Genomic DNA, 15,761 nt, shown 5'->3' on the forward strand with positions numbered 1-15,761 from the left:
CGACGTCATGCGGTTAGACCTGCGTTTCCGTCTCGCACGCGAACAAGGTCAACCCGCACAGCGCGGCGTTCATGGTTTCCCGATGCGCCGCGCGCTGCTGCGCGGTGTCATCGCGGCGGCCTGTGTGGCCAACGCACCAGGTGCGGTGGCAGATGCGTCGCACGACGCCGCGCCGTTTTCGCCCGTGATGGCCGACCTTGTCGACGTGCCCTTTTTCAATGCCGCGCGCACGACGTGGGGCGGCTTGCATGCATCGACGGCCGCGCCGCTCGACGTTGCCTACACGTCGCATGCGTTGACTGCGCCGACGGCCGGCGAACCCGACGATCCCGTGGCGCGCTTCGGTGCCTGCGTGGCTTATCGCGTGCTGTGCGATGCGGCGCGCGGGGCGGTCGAACGCGCGTACGCGTCGCGGTTCGATTACGGTCTTGCGTCGGCGTTGCCCGCGACGGGCGAGCCCGCCGCGTTCGAACGGCGCCCCGTCGATCTTGCCGCTGCCGAGCCGTTCGTGTTCGCGCAAGCCGAGCGCGGTGCGCGGGCCGGCACGATCGTCGGCAGCCTGCAGGCGTCGCTGGCGCGCGCGGATCTGCCGGCCGGCGTTGCCGCGCAGATCACCCGCCTGCTCGCCGGTCGCATCGACCTGAAACAGCACGGTGCGCTTGGCGATACGTTCCGCGTCGCCTACGAACCGGACAGTGAGGCCAAACTGCCGGGCGGCGTGCGCGTGACGGCGCTCGAGCTTCGCTTGCACGGCCAGCACGTCGCGGCCGTGTGGTTTGCGCCCGATGCCGGCTCGCCGGGCGCCTATTACGACCTCGACGGCATGCCCCTCGCCGGCGCGCGGTTTGCGATGCCGGTCAGCGCAAACCGGATCAGCTCGCATTTCGGTACGCGCGTGCATCCGGTCACCGGCGCACGCCACGTGCATTCCGGCGTCGATCTCGCGGCGCCGGCCGGGCGCGAGGTTCATGCGTCGGAGCGCGGCGTCGTCTCGTTCATCGGCACCGAGCCGCGCGGCTACGGCAAGTACGTGGTGATTCGTCATGACGGCGGTTATGCGTCGTACTACGCGCACCTGTCGGCATTCGAGCCGACGCTGCGAACCGGCATGCGGGTCGCGCGCGGCCAGCGTGTCGGCGCGGTTGGCAGCACGGGTACGGCCACGGGGCCGCATCTGCACTTCGAGGTCCGGCGGCATGCCCGTCTCGTCGACCCGGTCGCGCTGGTCCAGGCAGGCAAGGCGGCGAAGCTGAGAGGCGAACAGCGCGTCGCGTTCAATCGCGTGGTGCTCGATGCACGCACGCGCCTGGCTTCGGCGGGGTGGTCGCAGCCGGTGGCGATGTCGGAGCTTGCCGGATCGCGGGCCGGTTGACGGTTGGCGAGATGCCGCCGGCCGTGGCGAGCCACGCCGCGGCCGATCAAGGCAAACCGCTTACGCAGCCGGTTCGACAGGCAACCAGATTTCCAGCACGCCGGCGCCCGTCACCGGATCGTAGTCCGCGCTGTAGCGCTCGAACTCGGGCGTGTCGACCGCCTTGAATCCTGACGTCGGCAGCCAGCCGTTCCAGATGCTGTAGAACGTCTGGTGCAGCGTGGAGATATGCCCGACGTGTTCGAAGACCGCATACCGCTGCGGTTCGAGTTCGATCCAGCGAAAGGGGGCGGGCAACCGGTCGCGGCTCGTCACTTCCACGCCCGCGATGTATTCGAAGCTGCCATCCGCATCGGGGTTGCAGCACACGCCGTAGGTCACGTCGTCGACCTGGCCGGGAAGGGTGCCGATGTATGGGATGAACGCTTGCCACAGCGCCGGAATGCCTTCGTTGGTTTCGAAGGTGTAGCGGTCGCTCATGCCGGCGATCAGCCGCTTGCCGGCGGTTTCGAAGCGTGAGGGTATGACGTCGATGATCTTCAGTTCTTTCATGCGAAGCGGCTCCACAAGAGACAACCCGTCAAGCGTGCGGCGTGCCCGCACGTCTTCGGGCGTCGTGCCGAAGCAATCGCGGAAGGCGCGCGTGAACGCCTCATGGGAGCCATAGCCGGCATCGAGCGCCACCTGCAGGATGTCCGGCGCGCCTTGGGCCAGTGCGCGTGCCGCACGCGTCAGTCGCCTCGACCGCACATAGCGCATCACCGGCCAGCCGGTGTTCATCGAGAACAGGCGCGAGAAGCCGAAGCGCGTCATGTCGCAATTGGCGGAAATCCTGTCGAGCGTCAGTTCGTGGTCCAGTTTGGTTTCGATAAACCAGAGTGCTTGTCCTACCGGATTCATGGCTTTCCAATGAGCGTGTCGGGCGGACTATATGGTATCGGCGGCGGGGGCGTTTGATCGTTCTTGCAGGGGCGGGGGCGGGCAGGGGCGTCCACGCGGATCGCCACGCCGGGCGGCGTGGCGATGATGGGTTGCAGCGTGACACTGCTTAGCCCAGCGGCCAGTTCAGGAACACGATGCCGTCGTTGTAGTCGTCGTCGGCGCCGTCTTCCGAGCCGACGATCCCGAAGTACGACTTCTTGAAGAGATCGACCTGCCGCGAGCCGAGCCGCGACGGCTTGCCGTTCGCCATCACGATCACGCGCACGCGCCCCTTGCCGGAGTCGAGCACCTTGGTGCCGAGGTTCTGGTCCTGCACGCCGGCGCCCTTGAACGTGGCGACCGGTTTCGGGTTGTCGTCGACGTAGATGTCGATCGTCTGGTCGTTCGCCGCGTTGGTGAGCGCGGTGACACCGAACTTGATGTTCGGCGGCAGGTTGAACGTGCCGTCGCGCTCGCCGCCGCCGCCGATCGTGCCGCTATCCGTGCCGCCCGAGTTGCCGCCCGCGCCGGTTTCGCCGCTGCCGCCGCCGGACGACGACGATTGCGCGGACGTATCGCCGATCGCAGACAGGCTCGCGTACGAATCGATGTGCATCGCGCTGCCGCGCACGCTTTTCCACTGGCCCTTCACGAACGTGACGCCGGTGCCGACGTCGATCGTCGCGACGAGCGTGAACGGCATGCGCCCGGTGGCCTCGGGCACTTTCGACGAATAGGTGAAGCAGCCGTCCGCGACGACGCCCTTGTTGGTCGCGATCGCGAAATAGATGCCGGGGAAGTTGTTGCCGGTCGCATAAGGCGTCGGCACGTTGAGGATGACCTGCAGTTTCCCGTCTCGAATCTCTGCCTTGGCGATGTCGATGTACAGGCCCGGGATGTCGACGTAGGTTTCGGAGGTCGCCACGGGGGCGCTGACGATCGAAGCCGAAAGGAGGGGCATGGATGTCTCCGTTGGTTGGGCGGGTTTCGATGCAAAAGGGGGCGGCGCCCCTGGAGGCGGCGCGCAACCGCCGGCCGGCCCGGAGGCGGCCGGCGTGGGTGGGACGTCAGATGCGCGTCAGACGCGCTTCAGGTCAGCCGATCGGCCACTGGAGCACGACGATGCCGTCGTTGTAGTCGCTGTCGTGGCCGTCTTCCGACACGACGATCCCGAAGTTGACCGTGTACGGCGAGCCGTCAGATTTCTTGCCGTTGATCGGCGCGAGGCGCGCGTCGGTGGCCGACGGCTTGCCGTTCACCGACACTTCGAAGCGGATCTTGCCGTTGCCGGAATTCAGCGTCGCTTCACGCGTGCCGTCGCGCGTCGTCAGCTTGTGATACGCGGCGGGTTCCTTGCTGTCGCCGATAAACAGCTTGATGTGCTGTTGCTCGGCGGCATTCGCGAAGAAAATCGCGCGGAATGCGGTATTCGGCGGAATCGAAAACTCGCCGGCGCGATTGGATGACGTTTGAGAATCGGCCATGCTTTCCTCCTGAGGAATGATGGGTAAGGCTTAGAGCCATGTCGCGCAAACGTTTGCTGTTTGAAATGCGACGTACCGAGCATGCCGAAAAATAAATAAGAAAATAATCGCCTGGGAATGGCTATTGTTCAGTCAATAGAAAATGACGGTTAATCGATTTAATGAAATGCGTTTAATCGAATGTATTTCGATATATTCGATAAATTATATCGTCGGGCGTATCGATTTTCTGAACGATGCGTGGCTGCGCAGGCGGGGCGGGCTGGGGGTGGCGGGGGCAATCGGGCTTCGGCGCGGACGCTCGGCGTTCGCATCTGGCAGCGTTGGTTTCAACATCAGCATCTCGGTCGTGGCCGCGCCCACCGGCCACCACCGAACGCCCACACCGAAACCCGATTGTTTGCAACAGGAGGGGGTGCGGCAACCGGCGAAGTACGTAGACCAACTCACTCCGAACGTGAACAGGGGCCTCACCGGCGCCGCACCCATGAAGGATATCGACGGGGCGGCGCGCCGCCTATCGGACAGGACTGATTCTGAGCGCTCAAATTCGGCGTCGTGTGCACTCAGCCCGTTGACAGTCCCCATCGCCCTGTGATTTGATTTCGGCCATGCAAGCCGCCCAGCCCCTCTTCTCGCTACGACTACTAGCCCGTTTCTCCGGGCTGGGTCTGCGGCTGCGCGCTTTCCATCTGCTTCTTTCCTGAAGCGCCAGATTTCCCCCGCATCACCGACCTGGCCCCGGTTGTCGACCGGCGCCTGAGTTCGTCCTTCTTCCGAATCGCTCCGCTCCGTCCCGGTCGCTCAACCGTCAAGGCTGTCGTTCGCCGTACCGCTTTGCCGTTGTGCCGTTTGCTTGCCGCTTTCACCCGCTTTCACCCGTTTCCACCGCTGCGCGTGCAGCCTGCCACCCCCGACGGATGGCCAGCGCGCCGCGGGTTCCCGACCAATCGACCGAGGACCGACCATCATGATGCTGAAGAACCCCGCGACGAAGTACCGACCGTTCACGCCCGTCAACCTGCCGAACCGCATGTGGCCGACGCGCACGATCACGCAAGCGCCGATCTGGATGAGCACCGACCTGCGCGACGGCAACCAGTCGCTGTTCGAGCCGATGGACGCCGCGCGCAAGATGCGGATGTTCAAGATGCTGGTCGCGATCGGTTTCAAGGAGATCGAGGTGGCGTTCCCGTCGGCGTCCGAGACCGACTTCAACTTCGTGCGCGAGCTGATCGAAGGCGGCCACATTCCCGACGACGTGACGATCGAGGTGCTCACGCAGGCGCGCGACGACCTGATCGAGCGCACCTTCGACTCGCTGCGCGGCGCGAAGCGCGCGATCGTGCACCTGTACAACGCGACCGCGCCGGAATTCCGCAAGATCGTGTTCGGCCTCGACCGCGACGGCGTGAAGACGCTCGCGGTGAACGCCGCGCGCACGATCAAGCGCTTCGCCGACGCCGCGACCGACACGCATTTCACGCTGCAATACAGCCCGGAAACCTTCACGGCGACCGAGCTCGATTTCGCGAAGGAAGTGTGCGACGCCGTGTTCGACGTATGGCAGCCGACGCCGGCGCACAAGGCGATCGTGAACCTGCCGGCCACCGTCGAAGTCGGCACGCCGAACTTCTACGCGGACCAGATCGAATGGATGCACCGCAACCTCGCGCGCCGCGACGCGCTGATCGTGTCCGTGCATCCGCACAACGACCGCGGCACCGCGGTGGCGGCGGCCGAGCTCGCGGTGATGGCCGGCGCGGACCGGATCGAAGGCTGCCTGTTCGGCAACGGCGAGCGTACCGGTAACGTCGATCTCGTCACGCTCGCGCTGAACCTCTACTCGCAGGGTGTCGATCCGGGCCTCGATTTCTCGCAAATCAACGAAGTCGCGCGCACGGCCGAGGAATGCACGCAGTTGCCGATCCATCCGCGCCATCCGTATGTCGGCGACCTGGTGTTCACCGCGTTCTCCGGCTCGCACCAGGACGCGATCAAGAAGGGCTTCGCGGTGCAGCGCCCCGATGCCGTATGGGAAATGCCGTACCTGCCGATCGATCCGAGCGATGTCGGCCGCACGTACGACTCGATCATTCGCGTGAACAGCCAGTCGGGCAAGGGCGGTATTGCGTACCTGCTCGAACAGAGCTATGGCGTCGCGCTGCCGCGCCGCCTGCAGGTCGACTTCAGCGCAGCCGTGCAGCGTTTGACCGACGACAGCGGGCTCGAGGTGACGAGCGCGCAGATCTGGTCGCTGTTCCAGCAGGAATATGTGGAGGGCGATGCGCCGCTGCGTTATGTCGGCCATGAGCTGACCGAGCGCGACGGCCGCGAGACGATCGTGCTGACCGCCGACGTGCACGGCGAGCGCCGCGTGCTGCGGGGTGAAGGCAACGGCCCGCTCGATGCGCTGATGCATGCGTTGCGTACGCCGCTGCGGATCCAGCACTACGAGGAGCGTGCGTTGTCGCAAGGCGCCGATGCGAAGGCGATCGCGATCGCGGAACTGGCCGGCACGGGCGTGCGCGGCAGCGCGTTCGGCGTCGGCATCGACGCGAACCTGACGACCGCGTCGATCCGTGCCGTGATCAGCGGGATCAACCGCGCGTATGCGCGTGCGGACGAAGCGGTGCAGGCGACGTTTTTTGGGGTGCAGGCGGCGGTGAAGGCTGTCGCGTAACAAGGGCGTTGGCGGCCGCGCCGGGGGTGTCCGGCGCGGCCGTGTATTGGGTGTCGATGTTGTCGCCGGCACTGCAACGCGGGGCGTCACGGATCAAGCCGGCTGTCGATCGTGGCGGCCGGATTTGCACGACGGCGTGATTGGGGGACTCAACGCGATTTGATGTCCTCGATCAATTGATCAAAGCCTTGTTGGCTGCATGGGCGTTTGCCGGGAAGCGATGCCCTTCCTCGTCACGTGAAGGCCCGATGACGCGCTGCTCAGCGATGCGGCCCTGATGTCTGAATAGGGTAGGTTCCAGATAGTGAGCCTGACATACCCGACAGGCGACGAATGCCTGCAATGGGCGTATCGTTCCGTCGGATCGGGCAGGCACCGTCCGAACCGTTCGCACACTGATGCCGGCGCGTGTCGCCGGCATGTCGTTTGGGGCAGCCGCGAACGTTGGGGTTGAAGCGCCCCGTGTGTCAGCTCGCTCGCTCTCCGAAGTCCTTGTCCATTCAACCGGCCCGCTGCAGGGCCCCTCACGAGGAAAGCGTCATGTCGAAACCCGATTTCCTGAAAGGCGACATCAAGGGCCAAGCCCAGGCTGCGGATCGCCACGACCTGGAGCGGCCCGATGGTGACAGCGCGCTGTGGGCGCGCAGCCTGACGACGCAGCGCGTGGCCGACCTGTTCCGGACCTTGCCGGGCCTGCCGGGTCACTGGATGCAGTTGCAGATGCAGGTCAACGCCGGGAATCGCCATTTCTGCGGCGGCCAGACCGGCCATCAAACCACCGAAGAGGGCAAGGTGCTGATTCGCTGGATCGCCGATGCCGTGATCAAGGCGGCCGAGCGGGCCGCGTTCGATTTCAACTTGCAGCAGCTGCGTTTTACCGCCGATATGGGCTGGCTCAAGCTGCATCGGGTGGGTGGGCGCGTGCTGGTGTTGTCGCGGCCCTGAGCGAATCGGCGCGAGGCACTCCACATTGGCGCGGGCCAGCCGGAAGTTCGACGAAGTGCTCGGACCGGTCTGATAGTGAAGCGAGGGGCGTTCTGCAACAATCGACGCCCGATACCCTGGCGAGGCGGCGCACATCGGCCGGCCACCGCCATTCGCTTACCCCTACCGTCGAATCGCCGATGCCCACGCTCCGGATTCCACCGCCGCTCATCGCCACCGCACTTGCTTGCGCGGCATCTGCATCCTTGTCGGCCACCGCTGATCGGCTTCGCTTGCCCACCGCTTCGCTCCAGAAGCCGCGCATCGGCGTACAGGTAAAGATCCAGTCATTCACGGCGGACGATGCACGACGGATCCGCCAGACTGGATTCGATCTCGTGCGCTTCGGCGTGTGGACCGATCGTCTGGATCGCGACGACTATCGTCGCCAGGTTGACGAGGCATTCACGGCGGCCCGGTAGATGCCCATCGGAATGCTCGTGATCCCGCGCTCGGGCCCTTCGACGAGAAAGATCACCGTGCCAAGAATCACGACGAGCACGAATATCCCGCAGATGAACACGAAGATCTTGCGCCGCGCGCGGGCGAGTGTCCGCATCAGCAAATGCCCTTCCTCGCGATAGATCGACAGCCCGAGGATACGGAACTCGCGCAGCAGCCGGAGCGGCCGTACGTCGATCAGCGCACGCAGGCCGGGGAAATAGAACGCGAGATAGGTCGGCAGCACCGACACGAGATTGACAATGCCGAAGAAGCTGCGTGCATATGCGGCTGGCTTCTTCGCGGTGCAAAAGCGCAGTAGGTACTTGGCCGAAAACAGCAGCGTGAACGCCTTTTCTGCCGCATAGAGCGTGTGGCCGTACTGCGCGTGAAAATCCCGCGCGATGTCGGCCATCACGACGAGTACGCTCGCGACGATGAGCGCGAGCACCGCGATGTTGAGCTTGCGCAAGAACGAAGGGAGGCGCGACATGCGTGAGGGCATAGCACGCCGTATCGAAGGAGGACTGGATCAGCGAAATCATGTGCATCAGTGTACGGACGGCGTCTTGCCGGGCCATTCGGACCTGTCCGATATGAGTCGGTCTGGAGCCTGGTCTAGCGCCTCATTTGTAGGGATGCGCCGGAAACCATCGAGGTTGACGCAATGAAGCATATGAAGTTGGCGTCGCTCAACCTGTCGGTGCTGTTCTCCGTCGTCAACACTTGTGCCTCGCAGACTTACACCTGGTCGTAGCGATGCTCGTCGAGCGCCGTCCTGTGACGTCGTGTGCGGTGCTCGATCAATGCAACTGATACCCTGCGCGCACGGGATGAGTCGGAACGGAAAACCACCCGATGCCCCTCTAGGCCTGTTCGATCAGGAATCGCTCGCGCTTTTTCCCCTTGATCCAGCCGGGTTCGCGACCGCGGCCATTCCACGTCGCGCCTGTTTTGGGATCGCGATACCGGGCCGGGATAGGATCTTGGCCGACCCGCGTGGCAGATGCGCTGCGCCGACGCCCAAAGATCTGCTCGGCAGTCAGCGCGTATTCGGCCACACGCGCGCGAACTTCCGCGAGAACGATGTCAAGCTCCGCCAGGCGGGCCTGTTCCGCTTGTTGTCTGAGCTGTTCAGCTCGCGCCTTCAATTCGAGATACGTTGGCATCGAATCGACTCCTATCGGGTGAGCTCGCGTCGCCTCGCAATTGAAAAAACGGCTCGCTCGGCTGACTAGACCGGCTGGCGAAAGCGAGGGTGCGTGCGTTCGAATGGATTGTCGCGGAAAACTTGAGGCTTCTGACCTCCATAGTCTCCTAGTTGACGACGCGTCGTTCTGCAATAAACACTGCATTGGCGGACCGGCCAACGATATGCGACGACGTCACACATCGAGTGCGTAGTGCTTCAGCCAGTTCTTTGCGCGCGGTGTTGGCGCTTTTGAGTAGGTTGGCCCCGTTGTGGCTCTGTGCCGAGGTGATCATGGTCGTGAAGAGGTGGACGCATGGAATGCCCCGAGAAGGCTGACTACACGAACGAGCGGTGTTCGCCACCGCTCGACGAACACTCGTCGCTGCAAGCGCGGGTGCGGCGAGTAGAACAGGAAGTCGGTCGATTGCACAATCGCCTCGAACTGAAAACCCAGGAACTCGCCAAACTGACCCGTGTAATTGTCAATTCTTCGATCAGCCATTGCGACGTCGAGACGCGCTTGCAACGCGAGCTTCACGCGATGTATATGGGCATGGGCGACACCGCAATGCCAATGACCGATTTGCCCATGCGAGCTGACTCAACCGGCAAGCTTGTCACGGTCGAATTGCCTTATACGACCACGATCTTGGGCGTGCTGTTCGAGAGCATGTTCACGTTTTGGGCTGATTGTGATCCTCGACGCCTGCCCAAATCGTCGACCGTGGCGCGCGCCATCGACGAGCGACTTGGGTTTTCTGCTCAGCCCAATGGCGAAGCGTCACGCAGTGCTCAGGCCTATGCATCTGCGATTCGGCCGGACTGGGTGAAAGACGCGGATCGCCGACATCATCGCTCGGGCCCACGCATGTAGCAGGTTCGCGCCGAGTGGGCGTTTTCAAACCGGGCGCGGTGCGGCATCTCGCCGAGATGCGGCATCAGTTTCTGCTCAGACACGGAGTCCGGCGCCGGCCAGCGGCCTGGATCAATGGCCGCTGGTTTCAGGTGGAGGCGCCAACGTCGAAAGTCCCACTCGCGCGTGACGGGCATCGAGCCATGTCACGGCACCCAGTAGCGCGTGAGCGTCGCACCCCAGGTTCGTGAACGTCGATCGGCTAAGTTCGATTGCACCGATCAGGTAGGCTGGACGACCTGCATTTTCGACTGTGTTGACGAGTTGGAGCGCCAGACCGCAACGCTGGTAAAGCCGTGCCACGGCACGTGTCATGGCACCAATGACGCATGTCGCGCCCAGCGACGCCGCAATCGCGAGAATCGATGGAAATAGCTGCATGCCAGTTGAGGCGCGTGTGGTTGGACTTACCCCGCAGCGCGCGGCAAACCGCGACAGTTCCCAGATCGTGGGTGCGCACGGCAAGTCCAGAGCCGCTGAAGGCGCGCATAGTGTCTGGAGCAAATACGGCTGTGTGGTCGGTATCAATCGTGCACACCCGCAAATGCGCTGAGCCTGATCGACCGAGACAACGTGAATCGTACGACCGCGATCAAATTGATCCCATTCGGTCAGGCTCGTCGCGTCCGCTCCGGGCAACTGCCAACCCAGTCGACCTACGAACACGTCGTATCGGAACGCGCCAAGGCGTCGATGCATCGTGGTTGGCATGTCGTCGAGACCGCCAGCGAAGATGGATGGCACGGTTTTCCCCTCACGCAAAATAACCGATGCCACGCTATCAAGCGCGTGAGGTGAGGTGAACTAGTTAGGTGGGGAGGTGCGACGCTGCTGAAGTTGACAGGACGCTGGTTGCGAGTCGCCCCCGCGCCGCATCCGATTGCGTGAGCACGGGGGACAAGCCCGAATGTGCTGATGGCGCCACGAGTCCACGCGAGACCCAGTCGTTGGTGGGGTTGCCGGCAGGAACTGCGGTCGATGGCCCCGCTGGCCGCTTACACCTGGATCAGGCCGGTTGCGACGGCATGCACGGCTGCCGCGGTTCGACTGTTGATGCCCAGAATCTTCATTGCTTCGGCGATATGGTAGTCAACGGTATGAGGCGATATGCCGACAATGGCGGCGATCGCCCATGAAGATTTACCCCGCGCGACCCAGGCAAGGCACTCTTGTTGGCGCGGAGAGAGTTGAAGTGACGGCTCAGGCCGACGTGGCTTCATCAATCGATGAAGCTCTTGATGAAAGAGTGCGCCAATTAAGCTCGCGAGCCGCAGGTGGACTTCTGTCCTGATCTCCGGTGACGGACTGGCGAGATTCACCAGCAGGATGTCGCCGTTGGCCTCGCGAAGCGGGATACTCACGCCACTGGTTAATCCCGCGTCGCGTGCTTCGCCTAGCACGCGTTGCTCGATGCGATTCAAGCCTCTGATGTCGGTCCATCGATAGGGTGTGGCACGGGCAAACGCCATTCGATGGACCGGATCGACCGGACCGTAGTCTCGTTGCGCGTAATGCGCGACCCAATGATCCGGATAGCATGCGCAAAGCGTCTCGACCGCCATTGCCCGGCCGTTCCCTGCGTGTCTTCGCGATACTCGGCTAATGGCAAAGCGTGGGAAGCCCAACGAAGCGGACACGTCACCGAACAACTTTAGCAAAGACGATAGGTCCACGGTATTGAGAAAGGCAGTGGCCAGCGGTGCCCATCGGCTGGCCAGGTTTGATGTTGAAGGCAGCGGTACGATGGGTGGGTTACCCGCGCCGCATTGACAGACTCGATCCACTGGGGCCCTCTCGCAGGAACTTCGCGCGCTGGCGCACGGCGCGGTGGTCGTGCGTGCGTTGATTGAGATTGAAGTAGCACAATGCGTGGCGATTGAGGTGACGCTTGTTTTGCTAGTGACTGCTCGATGCGCCGTGCAAAAAAGTGTAGTCGCTTGTCGCCAAATCACAGCCATAAAAATGTAATGTTTTGATACATCGGCCAACACACTCGCGTATATCGCATCGACTCGCCGCTGCATGGCATGGGACCGTGGGTTTCCAGGGCCGACCGGGTGTGGAGTGTGCGCGTCTAATGAATCAGCAACGCGGTAGCTGAAAATCCTCCTACGCCCTGTGCATAGAGCAACAAGGGGGCGCCTGGCGCGAGTGGGCCGCAGTCGGCCAGGTTGATAAATGGATCGCATACGGTGACGTGCGCGATACGGGAAAAATTGTGCGCGAAAAGGCGTTCGGGTGGCAGACCCATCGATTGGACGAGACGCCGCCAGGCAGGCTTATTCAGATGAGGCGGCAAGATGCGATAGAGCTCGGTGAGCGCAATGTGTGCATCCTGAGTGACTTGCGTGATGAGTTTTCGCGCGACGAGCTGGTACTGCGCAAGGAAACTCGCTTCGGTCTGCCCTAGCATTCCGCGCCAGCCGCGACCACTTGCGTGTGTGGCCAGTGCGACGAGGCGATTGGTGCGCGCGTGGCGCTCGACCAACGCGGCGAATGCGCCGTCGCTGAGCAGCGCTGACGCGCCCATCGCGCGTTCGGTCTCCATAGGCATCACGTCTGCCCCGACGAGCAGTACGCGATGGAGGGCGGAGTGTGCGATGAACATTGCACGGATGATGCGCAACGCACCGAGCGAGGACGCGCAGTGTTGCTGGGCAAACGAGAACGACTGGACGCCTACAAGGCCAAAATGCTCGCATAGCTGCCGAGGCAAAGATGCTGGTGGCGGCGCGATGCTGCCCTGTAGCGTGTGAGTGTAGACCAGGCAGTCGATTGACTCGGCGGCGATTGGTGCATTGCGCAGCAGCGAGTCGACAGCTCGGATCGCGAGGCTGAAGGCACTTTGCCCGCGTGCCACGTGAAAATTGCGTACGCCGGCCTGCTCGAGCTTTGCCACCACAGCAGCGGGTTGACCGGTGCGACGTGCCCAGTGGCGAACGGAGTCGACATGTTCAGGAAGATGGTAGGCGACACACGGGATGCCGATTGTGGTGTCTACCATGAGGAGTTCGCGCCAAGGGAGCGCGCGAGCACAGGCGCACTATGTGCGTCGAGTAGCGCGCAGCCTACATAGCCGCACGAGGCGATATTCCATAGCAAGAGGATGCCTTGCGACGGCAAGGTATGCGTCTGGACCATGGTCGTCAATTGTTCGATCGAATCTGCTGCACCGAGATTCGCATCGTGCGTGCGCACGCCTGCAAGCGAGGCGATGCCGAGTTCCTGCTGCAGTGCCGCTGCAAGCGCGTGCGTGTGGCCTTGTCCGACGGCGGTGACGTTGCACGGGGCGATCGCGTGTTTTGCGAGCAGCGCGGTGACCAATTGCATCATCGTTTGAAGTAGATGTGGGTCAGGGTGCGCGTGGCGATGCGGCGAGTCTCCGCGTGGTGCCGGACAAGGGTGTGTTTGAGCGTCGATGAGGCGTAAGCCGCGCGTGCTTGCACCAAAGCGCTCCAGAAGGACGGCGGCGGCCGCGTCACCTTGCAGTGGGCCGATTCCATGATGGCGAGAAAACGGTGCCACCCACTTCTCCGCGGCAGCAATCAGGATCGTACGCACGTCGGGTTCGGCGAAGAACAGGTCCTGCGCCACCCGCAAGGCCGTGAATGGGGCAGCGCTGCCCTGCTGCGAAATTGAGAAGGAGAAACAGGGGCTACCTGGAGCGCCTACCACGCTTGCCAGACGCCCCGCGGTCGTTGTCGAGACATGTTCGTCGACACTGCTGTGGCAAAAAATGACAACGTCAACCGGCGCGGCAGCGCGAGGCCGAGCGGCACCGATCGCCCGCGTGACGTATGCCGCAAGCCCCGACAAATCGGTGGTGTGGGCGACCGGTGCACGCTGGGACCTATCCCCGGGACCGATGCGAGGCATTGCTGTCGGCCCGAGCGGCGTCCATTCCGTGCGCCACAGTGTCATCCATGCATCCCAGCCGACAAGCGGCCTCGCCACGGTGGACTCCACGGCCGATACCTGTCCGTCGAGCTCCATGACGGACGGCACGTAGGAGCACAGTGCGGTGACGACCGGGGACCTCATATTGGCGTCGGAAAGCTTAGGTCGTGCGGGAGCAGGTCGTAGAACAGACGCCCCATGCGTTGGCCGTCGACGACATGGCAGTCGCGTTGCAAACCGATGAGGCGAAACCCCAAACGTGCGAGCAGTCGCTGTGACCGAATATTGCTTTGCGCCGCCCACGCACCAATGCAATGCAGTTGATCACGCTCGAAACCTTCTCGAAGCACCTGTCTCGACGCTACGAGCGTCATGTTCGCGCAAGCGGCGCGAGTCGGGTCGCGCAGCACCCAGAAGGAGCCGAGACCAAACCGGTGAGTAACATCGCTGATCGCGACCAGTCCGCTTGGGCGGTTCGTGCCGTGTACGCCAAATACGCGTAGTCGATGTCGATTACTTTGCGTCATCGCCTGGACCGCGAGTAGGGTAAGCGATTGTCGACCGAGCCCGAAGTCAAACCACTGCGCAATGGCTGGACGCGCAAGCCAGTCGGCGATATCGCGCATGTCGTCACGATTTGCTTCGCGCAGCCAGCACTCATGTGGCGACATCGCGGATCTAGCCGAATGGGATTTGCACAAGCGGCGATGGCGGGAGCACTGGTACGCATTCATGTCGATGCGCCAGTGGTGGAGTCGAACGTATGTCGAGCCGTGAGTTGACCGAGCGCCGTATCGACACGCATGAGCAACATCGCGAACCAGTGACATGTCGTCAGACGCGCAGCGGGCGGCAACCCTGATACATAACCGTGTGCGCCGCAAAATTGAACAAGCTCGTGGGTGAGCTCCACGGATTCGGCTGCAATGTGACGGATCAGCTGGCGCACGAGCGCGATTGATATGTTCGGCTCGGCAAGCGTGAGCGCGCGCAAGAAAAGATGCGTGCCTTGCGTTGCAATGAGCATGTCGGCCAGCCGGGTGGCCACGCGCTGATGTAGCATGATCGGCTTGCGAAATGCGCGTCGCTCGGCTCCGTAGCGAAGTGCAAATGCAACGTCGTGCTGCATGGCACCGTTGAGCAAGGCCGACAAGTACAGGGCGATGTCGGTGAGCCATGTCTGCGCGGGAGAATCGCTTTGCGCATCGCACTGATCGATCGAGGCAAGTGCGGCGGCCTGCAGTGTTCCTTTGCAGCGCCATTGCTCAAGTGAAAGGGTGCCAAGCGCAACGAGGCAGCGACGCCGTGCGTCAGCGCTCGCCTGAGTCGAGTCAATGAGACCGAGGCCGCAGGCGTGCGGCGCGATCATCAGCGGTGCAACGGGCGTGCAGTCTTGATCGTGCAGATGCCAGAGCGTGGCGGTGTGAAAATCTGGCACCGTAAGCGCGATCACGCACGTGCCGTTAAAGTAGTCACCGATGGGATGGGGCGCGAGTGCGTCGAGTGCGTGGTATGCGCGTAGCGTCATGAGCGCCGGAATGCTCTGAGTGAGTTGTACGGCGCGTTCAATCGGGCCACAGGCCAACGTGCTTACAATACCGCACAGATCGTGCTGGCCGATGGCCATGCCACCCAGGGACGTCGGCAAAATCATGGTTCCCAGATCCAGCGAGCTTGCATGTGTGACGATATCGCGCCAGTCCGCTTGCGACGGCGGGGCAGCGAGCAAAGGCTCGAGCTGGTCTTGAGCGAAGCGTTGGCAGGCGGTGACGAGTGCGCGCTGATCGTCAGATACGGTCCATGTGGGCGGCACCAGATCGGACGATGACGGTACAGGGTTGCGCATCATGGCTCTCTCCGTATTGGGTGTGAGG

At 63.1% G+C, this 15,761-nt stretch carries 15 protein-coding genes; 4 read left to right on the plus strand and 11 right to left on the minus strand.

The window, feature by feature from the left end:
• The first annotated feature begins 7 nt into the window (after window positions 1-7).
• A complete protein-coding gene (locus G3N96_RS09980) occupies window positions 8-1,372 on the plus strand; it encodes a M23 family metallopeptidase (RefSeq protein WP_206137080.1) in 1,365 nt (454 codons plus the stop codon).
• 60 nt (window positions 1,373-1,432) lie between these two features.
• Here G3N96_RS09980 and G3N96_RS09985 read toward each other — a convergent pair whose 3' ends face one another.
• The 3 genes from G3N96_RS09985 to G3N96_RS09995 form a co-directional block, all read right to left on the minus strand.
• Window positions 1,433-2,272, minus strand: coding sequence for an AraC family transcriptional regulator (locus G3N96_RS09985; RefSeq protein WP_206137081.1), 840 nt, complete (start codon window positions 2,270-2,272; stop codon window positions 1,433-1,435).
• 148 nt (window positions 2,273-2,420) lie between these two features.
• The gene (locus G3N96_RS09990) at window positions 2,421-3,254 is read right to left on the minus strand and encodes a fucose-binding lectin II (protein WP_206137082.1); all 834 of its coding nucleotides are present in this window, start codon (window positions 3,252-3,254) and stop codon (window positions 2,421-2,423) included.
• A 133-nt stretch (window positions 3,255-3,387) separates the two neighbouring features.
• Window positions 3,388-3,777, minus strand: coding sequence for a fucose-binding lectin II (locus tag G3N96_RS09995; protein ID WP_124580488.1), 390 nt, complete (start codon window positions 3,775-3,777; stop codon window positions 3,388-3,390).
• A gap of 973 nt (window positions 3,778-4,750) precedes the next feature.
• Between G3N96_RS09995 and leuA the strand changes: the two genes are divergently transcribed.
• Together leuA and G3N96_RS10005 are read left to right on the plus strand one after the other, a co-directional pair.
• The gene (gene leuA, locus G3N96_RS10000) at window positions 4,751-6,460 is read left to right on the plus strand and encodes a 2-isopropylmalate synthase (protein WP_206137103.1); all 1,710 of its coding nucleotides are present in this window, start codon (window positions 4,751-4,753) and stop codon (window positions 6,458-6,460) included.
• Window positions 6,461-7,000: 540 nt separating this feature from the next.
• Window positions 7,001-7,405 (plus strand): peptide ABC transporter ATPase, encoded by a 405-nt coding sequence (locus G3N96_RS10005; RefSeq protein ID WP_206137083.1) that lies wholly within the window; start codon window positions 7,001-7,003, stop codon window positions 7,403-7,405.
• A 418-nt stretch (window positions 7,406-7,823) separates the two neighbouring features.
• Here G3N96_RS10005 and G3N96_RS10015 read toward each other — a convergent pair whose 3' ends face one another.
• Together G3N96_RS10015 and G3N96_RS10020 are read right to left on the minus strand one after the other, a co-directional pair.
• A complete protein-coding gene (locus G3N96_RS10015; protein WP_241022568.1) occupies window positions 7,824-8,378 on the minus strand; it encodes an ion transporter in 555 nt (184 codons plus the stop codon).
• 373 nt (window positions 8,379-8,751) lie between these two features.
• Window positions 8,752-9,054, minus strand: a complete 303-nt coding sequence (locus tag G3N96_RS10020) for an H-NS histone family protein (protein ID WP_206137085.1) — start codon at window positions 9,052-9,054, stop codon at window positions 8,752-8,754.
• 336 nt (window positions 9,055-9,390) lie between these two features.
• Here G3N96_RS10020 and G3N96_RS10025 point away from each other — a divergent pair, with 336 nt between their 5' ends.
• On the plus strand, window positions 9,391-9,951 hold the full coding sequence (locus tag G3N96_RS10025; protein WP_206137086.1) for a hypothetical protein: 561 nt from the start codon (window positions 9,391-9,393) through the stop codon (window positions 9,949-9,951).
• A 111-nt stretch (window positions 9,952-10,062) separates the two neighbouring features.
• Here the strand turns inward: G3N96_RS10025 and G3N96_RS10030 are convergent, their stop codons facing one another.
• The 6 genes from G3N96_RS10030 to G3N96_RS10055 form a co-directional block, all read right to left on the minus strand.
• Window positions 10,063-10,701: an acyl-homoserine-lactone synthase gene (locus tag G3N96_RS10030; RefSeq protein WP_346778886.1), complete on the minus strand. Its 639-nt coding sequence runs from the start codon at window positions 10,699-10,701 to the stop codon at window positions 10,063-10,065.
• A 284-nt stretch (window positions 10,702-10,985) separates the two neighbouring features.
• Window positions 10,986-12,179 carry a LuxR family transcriptional regulator gene (locus G3N96_RS10035; RefSeq protein ID WP_346778885.1) on the minus strand — a complete coding sequence of 398 codons (1,194 nt, stop codon included), beginning with the start codon at window positions 12,177-12,179 and terminating at the stop codon, window positions 10,986-10,988.
• A complete protein-coding gene (locus tag G3N96_RS10040) occupies window positions 12,065-12,994 on the minus strand; it encodes a 3-oxoacyl-ACP synthase (protein WP_206137088.1) in 930 nt (309 codons plus the stop codon). Before G3N96_RS10040 ends, G3N96_RS10035 begins: the two co-directional genes overlap by 115 nt.
• Window positions 12,988-13,983: a 3-oxoacyl-ACP synthase gene (locus G3N96_RS39175; protein ID WP_241022569.1), complete on the minus strand. Its 996-nt coding sequence runs from the start codon at window positions 13,981-13,983 to the stop codon at window positions 12,988-12,990. The genes G3N96_RS10040 and G3N96_RS39175 overlap by 7 nt, the downstream gene beginning before the upstream one ends.
• A gap of 44 nt (window positions 13,984-14,027) precedes the next feature.
• Window positions 14,028-14,621, minus strand: coding sequence for a GNAT family protein (locus G3N96_RS10050; RefSeq protein ID WP_206137089.1), 594 nt, complete (start codon window positions 14,619-14,621; stop codon window positions 14,028-14,030).
• On the minus strand, window positions 14,618-15,736 hold the full coding sequence (locus tag G3N96_RS10055; protein WP_124819476.1) for an acyl-CoA dehydrogenase family protein: 1,119 nt from the start codon (window positions 15,734-15,736) through the stop codon (window positions 14,618-14,620). The genes G3N96_RS10050 and G3N96_RS10055 overlap by 4 nt, the downstream gene beginning before the upstream one ends.
• Window positions 15,737-15,761: the final 25 nt, after the last annotated feature.

Source organism: Burkholderia sp. Se-20373, assembly GCF_017104705.1.
GTDB lineage: Bacteria > Pseudomonadota > Gammaproteobacteria > Burkholderiales > Burkholderiaceae > Burkholderia.

What these genes read in the sequence shown, in the direction of transcription:
- G3N96_RS09980 (WP_206137080.1), top strand. Translation starts at nt 8, where the DNA reads ATGCGGTTAGACCTGCGTTTCCGTCTCGCACGCGAACAAGGTCAACCC.
- G3N96_RS09985 (WP_206137081.1), bottom strand. Translation starts at nt 2,272, where the DNA reads ATGAATCCGGTAGGACAAGCACTCTGGTTTATCGAAACCAAACTGGAC.
- G3N96_RS09990 (WP_206137082.1), bottom strand. Translation starts at nt 3,254, where the DNA reads ATGCCCCTCCTTTCGGCTTCGATCGTCAGCGCCCCCGTGGCGACCTCC.
- G3N96_RS09995 (WP_124580488.1), bottom strand. Translation starts at nt 3,777, where the DNA reads ATGGCCGATTCTCAAACGTCATCCAATCGCGCCGGCGAGTTTTCGATT.
- leuA (WP_206137103.1), top strand. Translation starts at nt 4,751, where the DNA reads ATGCTGAAGAACCCCGCGACGAAGTACCGACCGTTCACGCCCGTCAAC.
- G3N96_RS10005 (WP_206137083.1), top strand. Translation starts at nt 7,001, where the DNA reads ATGTCGAAACCCGATTTCCTGAAAGGCGACATCAAGGGCCAAGCCCAG.
- G3N96_RS10015 (WP_241022568.1), bottom strand. Translation starts at nt 8,378, where the DNA reads ATGTCGCGCCTCCCTTCGTTCTTGCGCAAGCTCAACATCGCGGTGCTC.
- G3N96_RS10020 (WP_206137085.1), bottom strand. Translation starts at nt 9,054, where the DNA reads ATGCCAACGTATCTCGAATTGAAGGCGCGAGCTGAACAGCTCAGACAA.
- G3N96_RS10025 (WP_206137086.1), top strand. Translation starts at nt 9,391, where the DNA reads ATGGAATGCCCCGAGAAGGCTGACTACACGAACGAGCGGTGTTCGCCA.
- G3N96_RS10030 (WP_346778886.1), bottom strand. Translation starts at nt 10,701, where the DNA reads ATGCCAACCACGATGCATCGACGCCTTGGCGCGTTCCGATACGACGTG.
- G3N96_RS10035 (WP_346778885.1), bottom strand. Translation starts at nt 12,179, where the DNA reads ATGCGATCCATTTATCAACCTGGCCGACTGCGGCCCACTCGCGCCAGG.
- G3N96_RS10040 (WP_206137088.1), bottom strand. Translation starts at nt 12,994, where the DNA reads ATGGTAGACACCACAATCGGCATCCCGTGTGTCGCCTACCATCTTCCT.
- G3N96_RS39175 (WP_241022569.1), bottom strand. Translation starts at nt 13,983, where the DNA reads ATGGAGCTCGACGGACAGGTATCGGCCGTGGAGTCCACCGTGGCGAGG.
- G3N96_RS10050 (WP_206137089.1), bottom strand. Translation starts at nt 14,621, where the DNA reads ATGAATGCGTACCAGTGCTCCCGCCATCGCCGCTTGTGCAAATCCCAT.
- G3N96_RS10055 (WP_124819476.1), bottom strand. Translation starts at nt 15,736, where the DNA reads ATGATGCGCAACCCTGTACCGTCATCGTCCGATCTGGTGCCGCCCACA.